The sequence below is a fragment of the Streptomyces sp. NPDC031111 genome, from assembly GCF_055570675.1.
Map to the genome: position 1 here is coordinate 1 of NZ_JBVIGS010000052.1, position 6,072 is coordinate 6,072.

Consider the following 6,072-nt stretch of genomic DNA (forward strand, 5'->3'; position numbering starts at 1 on the left):
ATTCCCTCGGTGTAGAAGATCCGGGTCGCCGTGTTGAGGAGCCGCGCTCGCGCCTCAGAGATGTTGCCGCCTTCAGTACTCCGACTCATAACCACCAAGGCTACCAAACAGTAGAACGTTCGGTCTTGACAATATCCAGAGTAATTTACACGTTACATCAGGTAGAACGTTCTTTCCTGCATCCCGCGGACCGCCGGCTGCGTCGGCAGGGGATTGATCACCGTGGTCGCATGCATCGCCCCCGCGACGCGGTTGTCGCGAGACGATCGGGTCCGGATAGGCGTTCAGGACGCTGCCGCGGAAGCCCTCCCGCGCACGTTCAGAGCGGCGCAGGCGCCTCGCAACCCCTGGAACGGCAGGGAGTGGGGGAGCCGAAGGAACCGGTCGAGCACTCCGTCCGGAGACAGTCGTGTGCCCGGGAACAATAACGGTTGGGGCTGCAAGCCACGTTGGGCAAAACCGTGCTCGATCCGGCAGGCAGTGCGGGCGGGCCGGTGTCGGCGAGTATCCGGTCCGCAGCGCGAGCTTCGCGTCGGAGCCCGTTCGAGCGGCGATCCACTCGAACGGGCCGAGACGCCCGCAGTGAGCAGCAGGTCGCGGTCACCTCGGAAGGCGAGCCGATCCGCTTCGGCGGTCAGGGCCCCTATCGGTGTGCCGACTGAACCCCGAGCGGTGTCCGGTGAGTTACGGCCGGCCGCGCGCAAGGTCAGTCGGCAACCAGTACGGGCAGGCGCCGATCACCGTGGTCGACCTGCCGGTGCCGAGTCGCACCTGGCTCCGTCGGAACGACGGGAAGGGCCGACTCCCGACCGTCGGTGTCAAACAGTCTTGACCTCGAAGGCAACGGGGATGTTGCCGCGCGTGGCATTGGAGTAGGGGCACATCGCGTGGGCGGCCTCGACCAGCTTGTCGGCCGCCGTCTGCTCGATGTCCGACAGCTCGATGCGCAGCGTGGCGCTGAGGCCGAATCCGCCTTCCGGCGTCCGCTGCACCCCGACCTCGGCGACGACGGTGGACGAGACAAGGGTGGTCTTCTGCTGGGCTGCGACAGCCTTGAGCGCCGAGTGGAAGCATGCGGACCAGCCTGCGGCGAACAGCTGCTCGGGGTTGGTCGCCCCGCCGGGACCGCCCATCTCCTTCGGGATCGCCAGCGAGAGGTCGAGCAGGCCGTCATCGGTCTGGACTCGGCCTCCGGCCCTGCCATCGCCGGTGGAGGTGGCAATTCCGGCATAGATGGTGTCTGTCATCAGATGTCCTTTGATATGAGGTAAGCCCGTACATCCGCGTCCGCCTGGTTGCTGCGGCGAGTGGCTCTGCGGCGTGGCACACAGAGCGGAGTCGCAGGCATGGGGGGAGAACGTTCGGTCTTCTTTGAGTATCCCTGCCGGCTCACCCTCTGTCAATACCGAACGTTCTACGTCCTGACGGGTGGGTAGAACGTTCTGTATTGACACTACGGCGCTCACTTGCCATGCTGCTGCGGCAGAACGGTCGTTCTTCCGGGTGGGTGAACGCCCAGGACCACTCTCATGGCGAGAGAAGGCTCGCGGGAACGCTGAGCGCCTTCCTCTCCGCTCTCTATCGAAAGGATCATCGTGAGCGCTGTTGCTGTTCAGCCCGGCCTGGCCGGGACTGCTTCCGCTTTGCGGCGGCTGTATTTCGTCCGGTTCGTGTTTGCTCTGGTCTGGGCCCTTGTGATGTTCACGATGGCCAAGGAGATCACTCCGGCCGGGGCTGTGCTGCTGGTGCTGTACCCGGTGTTCGATGTGGGTGCGGCGGTCTATGACGCGAAGGTGTCGCGCAGTACGGGTTCGCCGAAGCTGCTGTATGTGAACGTGGCGGTCAGTTCGGTGACGGCGGTCGGTCTTGCGTTCGCGTGTGCGTCGGGTGTTCCGGCGGTGCTGCGGGTGTGGGGTGCCTGGGCGGTCGTGGCCGGTCTGGTGCAACTGGTCGTGGCGATTCCGCGGCGGAAGATGGGTGGCCAGTGGCCGATGATCCTCAGTGGGGGTATTTCGGTGCTGGCGGGTGTGTCGTTCATCGCGTCGGCGGGTGCGGACGATCCCGCGCTGACCGGCGCTATCGGCTACGCGATTCCGGGCGCCGTGTTCTTCCTGATCTCGGCTCTGCGGCTGGGCCGCACAGCGAAGGCTCAGTGAGCGGCGTGAGCGCACACAGATATGACGTCATCGTCATCGGTGCGGGCCCGGTGGGGGAGAACGTCGCCGACCGGGTGGTGCGGGGCGGGCTGAGCGTCGCCATCGTGGAGCGGGAACTGGTCGGTGGTGAGTGTTCGTACTGGGCGTGCCTACCGACCAAGGCGTTGTTGCGCGGTGCGGCGGCGTTGCGAGCCGTGCAGCGGTTGCCGGGGGCTCGTGAGGCGGTCACCCGGGAGCTGGACGCGGGGGCGGTGCTGGCGCGCCGCGACGTGTTCGCTTCGCACTGGAAGGACGATGAGCAGGTGTCCTGGCTGGAGTCGGCCGGGATCGCCTTCTTCCGGGGACAAGGGCGGATCGGTGGCGAGCGTGTGGTGGACGTGGTGGGCGAGGACGGTGCGGTGACCTCGCTGACTGCCCGGCATGCGGTGGTAGTGGCGACGGGCAGTTCGGCGCTGCTGCCGGATGTCCCGGGTCTGGCCGAGTCGGGAGTGTGGACCAGCCGGGAGGCGGTTGCGGCGGACGCGGTTCCGGCGCGCCTGGCGGTCATTGGTGGTGGTGCGGTGGCGTCGGAGATGGCGACGGCGTTCGCCGCACTGGGCTCGCGGGTGACGATGCTGGCGCGTGATGGCGTGCTGCCGCTGGCGGAGCCGTTCGTGGGGGAGCGGGTGACCGCCTCGCTGCGGGAGGCCGGTGCGACGGTGCTGGTGGGCGCGGAAGCGGCCGCAGTGGAGCGTGCCGGTGACGGCACGGTGCGTGTCACGCTGACCAGCGGCGACCTGGTCGAGGCCGATGAATTGCTGGTGGCGATCGGGCGCAGGCCGAACACGCGGGACATCGGGTTGGACCAGGTGGGTCTGGAGCCGGAGGGCCGGCTCGCGGTGGACGACACGCTGCGGGTGATCGGCGACGACGGTCAGGTGCTGGGCGGGGGGTGGCTGTACGCGGCCGGTGACGTCAACCGACGTGTGCTGCTGACGCACCAGGGCAAGTACCAGGCGCGCGCCGCGGGTGATGTGATCGTGGCGCGGGCCAAGGGCGAGGAGGTCGAGGACGGTCAGTGGGGCCGACATGTGGCCACCGCTGATGAACGTTGGGTGCCGCAGGTGGTGTTCACCGAGCCGGAGGTGGCGTCGGTGGGGCTGACCGCGGCCGCGGCGCAGGCCGCGGGGCTGCGGACCCGGGTCGTGGACTACGACCTGGGTACCGTTGCGGGTTCGGCCGTGCACGCCGACGGCTATCAGGGGTGTGCCCGGATGGTCGTCGACGAGGACCGCAAGGTGATCGTCGGTTTCACGCTGGTCGGGCCGGACGTCGCGGAACTGCTGCACGCCGCGACGATCGCAATCGCCGGTGAGGTTCCCCTGGACCGGTTGTGGCACGCGGTCCCGGCGTATCCCACCATCAGCGAGGTGTGGCTGCGGTTGCTGGAAGCCTACGGACGCTGACCGTCCGACCGATGTCTCGCCCCCGTTCATATCCAGGGCCAGGACGAGACATCGCCATACGCGACCAGCAGTCGTGCACCGCTGTTTGTGGTGCGACCGTGGCTCCTCGGCCTTCGCCGCTGCCACCGCTCGGCGAAGAACGTGACAGCCGTCAGGGGATACGCCCGCGTGCGTTCGCCCGAACCGATCGTCGGCACGGCGCCGTCGGGCTCGGAGTGGCCGTGCCGACGAACTCCGTGTTCACGGTGCGCAAGAACTGTGAGCCGCTGACGCCTCGTTGATACCGGCACCGACCGCTGCAAGCACGGCGGCGCCGAGCACGCTCGCCGGCTGTATCGCCGACGGCATCCAGCGGAACGACACTAGGAAAGGAACGCTGATGTCCGATGCACACGGCAGTCGCATCAGGCCCGGCGCCGCGGTCAGCGAGGCCGAGGCCGAAGCCCTGGTCCGCGGCATCTGCTTCAAGACCGGCCCGCCACGCCTCCTCGGGGTCGAGGTGGAATGGCTCGTCCACAACACGCACGCACCACGGGTCCCCGTGACGCCCGAACGTCTCCAGAAGGTGTACACCACCCTGCGGACGTTGTCCCTGAAGTCGTCCCTGAGTATCGAACCCGGCGGTCAGCTCGAGTTGAGCTCCGCCCCGGCCGCTTCCCTGATGGACTGCGTCCGTACCGTCTCCGCCGACCTGGACGCCGTCCGCGCGGTCCTGCGCGAGGACGGCCTCGCTCTCGTCGGTCTCGGCCACGACCCCTGGCAGGCACCCCGGCGGTTCCTGCGGCAGCCCCGCTACGACGCCCTGGAGGCGTCTCTGGACCGCACAGGTCCCGCCGGGCGCTTCATGATGTGTACCTCGGCCTCCGTGCAGGTGAGCCTGGACGCCGGGCACGATGAGCCGGGCCCTCACGGGTACGTGCGGCGGTGGTGGCTGGCCCATCATCTGGGAGCGGTGCTGCTGGCAGCGTTCGCCAACTCCCCGCTCGCCGGGGGTCGGCCCACGGGCTGGCGGTCCACCCGTCAGCTGCGGTGGACACAGATCGGCACCGGCCGGGCCGGCGGTCCCCCGCTCACCTCCGATCCGCGCGGCGCGTGGACCCAGCACGTCCTGAACGCGCCGGTGATGTGCGTGCGCCGGGACGACGGGCCCTGGGACGTCCCCGAGGCCATGACCTTCCTGGAGTGGACGCGGCACCGGACCCCCAGGGCGCCGACGAGGGAGGACCTCGACTATCACCTCACGACGTTGTTCCCTCCGGTCAGGCCACGCGGCCACCTGGAACTGCGCATGATCGACGCGCAGCCCGGTGAGGACGGCTGGATCGTGCCCCTGGCCGTGACGGCGGCACTGTTCGACGACCCGGGGGCCACCGAGACCGCCTACAGGGCCGTCAAGCCCCTGGCCGAGCGCTCCCTCGGATCCCCCGCCCCACACAACTCGCTGTACCAGGACGCCGCCCGCCTCGCCCTCACCGATCCGGAACTGCGTGAGGCGGCCGACACGTGTTTCCGCGCGGCACTCGCCGCCCTGCCCCGGCTCGGCGCCACGACGCGCGTCACGGACGCCGTCGCCGAGCACTTGGAGCGCTACGTCCGTCGGGGCCGCTGCCCTGCCGACGATCTGCTGGAGACGCCGGACCGCGTGAGCCGCGGACCGCACGGGAGGGAGACCCGCTCATGAACGACCCCGCCATGGACACGGCCACCGGAAACGAGACCGCCGCCGAACCGACGTTCGACGTTGAGATTCTCCGCGAACAGGCTCTGACCGCGCTGGTCGCCGCCCGTGACCGGACCACGCTGCTGACGAGTTGTGTGGAGGGCCCGGCTCTGACAGGTCAGGTGTCGCCGCTGATGTCGCCGCTGGTGTGGGACCTCGCGCACATCGGCAACCAGGAGGAGCAGTGGCTGTTGCGGGCTGTGGGCGGCCATGAGGCGATACGGCCTGAGATCGACCCCCTCTACGACGCTTTCGAGCACCCACGCGCCGAGCGGCCGAAGCTGCCATTGCTGTCGCCCGGGGAGGCGCGTGGCTATGTGGCCGAGGTGCGGGGCCGGGCGCTGGAGGTGCTGGAGCGGGCGGAGCTGGAGGGCGGACGGCTGACTCGGGCAGCCTTCGCCTTCGGCATGGTCGCCCAGCACGAGCAGCAGCACGACGAGACCATGCTGATCACCCATCAGCTGCGGACCGGCCCGCAGGTCCTGAGCGCCCCTGATCCGGACCCGGTCGGGTTGTTCGCCGGCCCGCGCGAAGTCCTCGTGCCGGGCGGGCCCTTCACGATGGGCACCTCCACCGAGCCGTGGGCGCTGGACAACGAACGTCCCGCCCACCGGCGTGAGGTGGCGCCGTTCTTCATCGACACCACGCCGGTGACGAACGCGGCGTACCAGGCGTTCATCGCGGACGGCGGCTACGACGAGCCCCGCTGGTGGACCGCCGAGGGCTGGGCCCACATCCGCCGCAACTCGAT

At 69.2% G+C, this 6,072-nt stretch carries 5 protein-coding genes; 4 read left to right on the forward strand and 1 reads right to left on the reverse strand.

Annotated elements, in window-relative coordinates; translation table 11 throughout:
• Nucleotides 1-818 precede the first annotated feature (818 nt).
• Nucleotides 819-1,247, reverse strand: a complete 429-nt coding sequence (locus tag ACZ470_RS40370) for an organic hydroperoxide resistance protein (RefSeq protein WP_468434943.1) — start codon at nt 1,245-1,247, stop codon at nt 819-821.
• 348 nt (nt 1,248-1,595) lie between these two features.
• On the opposite strand from ACZ470_RS40370, the gene ACZ470_RS40375 reads away from it, so the two are divergent.
• From ACZ470_RS40375 to ACZ470_RS40390, 4 genes are all read left to right on the forward strand, one after another.
• On the forward strand, nt 1,596-2,156 hold the full coding sequence (locus ACZ470_RS40375; protein ID WP_468434944.1) for a DUF308 domain-containing protein: 561 nt from the start codon (nt 1,596-1,598) through the stop codon (nt 2,154-2,156).
• Nucleotides 2,153-3,601 carry a dihydrolipoyl dehydrogenase family protein gene (locus ACZ470_RS40380; protein WP_468434945.1) on the forward strand — a complete coding sequence of 483 codons (1,449 nt, stop codon included), beginning with the start codon at nt 2,153-2,155 and terminating at the stop codon, nt 3,599-3,601. Before ACZ470_RS40375 ends, ACZ470_RS40380 begins: the two co-directional genes overlap by 4 nt.
• 379 nt (nt 3,602-3,980) lie before the next feature.
• The gene (egtA, locus tag ACZ470_RS40385) at nt 3,981-5,282 is read left to right on the forward strand and encodes an ergothioneine biosynthesis glutamate--cysteine ligase EgtA (RefSeq protein WP_468434946.1); all 1,302 of its coding nucleotides are present in this window, start codon (nt 3,981-3,983) and stop codon (nt 5,280-5,282) included.
• Nucleotides 5,279-6,072, forward strand: a 794-nt coding sequence (locus tag ACZ470_RS40390) for an SUMF1/EgtB/PvdO family nonheme iron enzyme (RefSeq protein ID WP_468434947.1), incomplete at its 3' end; no start/stop codon positions are given. The genes egtA and ACZ470_RS40390, both read left to right, overlap by 4 nt.

Bases quoted from the DNA above. Each gene is read 5' to 3' on its own strand.
- egtA (WP_468434946.1), top strand. From the start codon at position 3,981: ATGTCCGATGCACACGGCAGTCGCATCAGGCCCGGCGCCGCGGTCAGC.
- ACZ470_RS40370 (WP_468434943.1), bottom strand. From the start codon at position 1,247: ATGACAGACACCATCTATGCCGGAATTGCCACCTCCACCGGCGATGGC.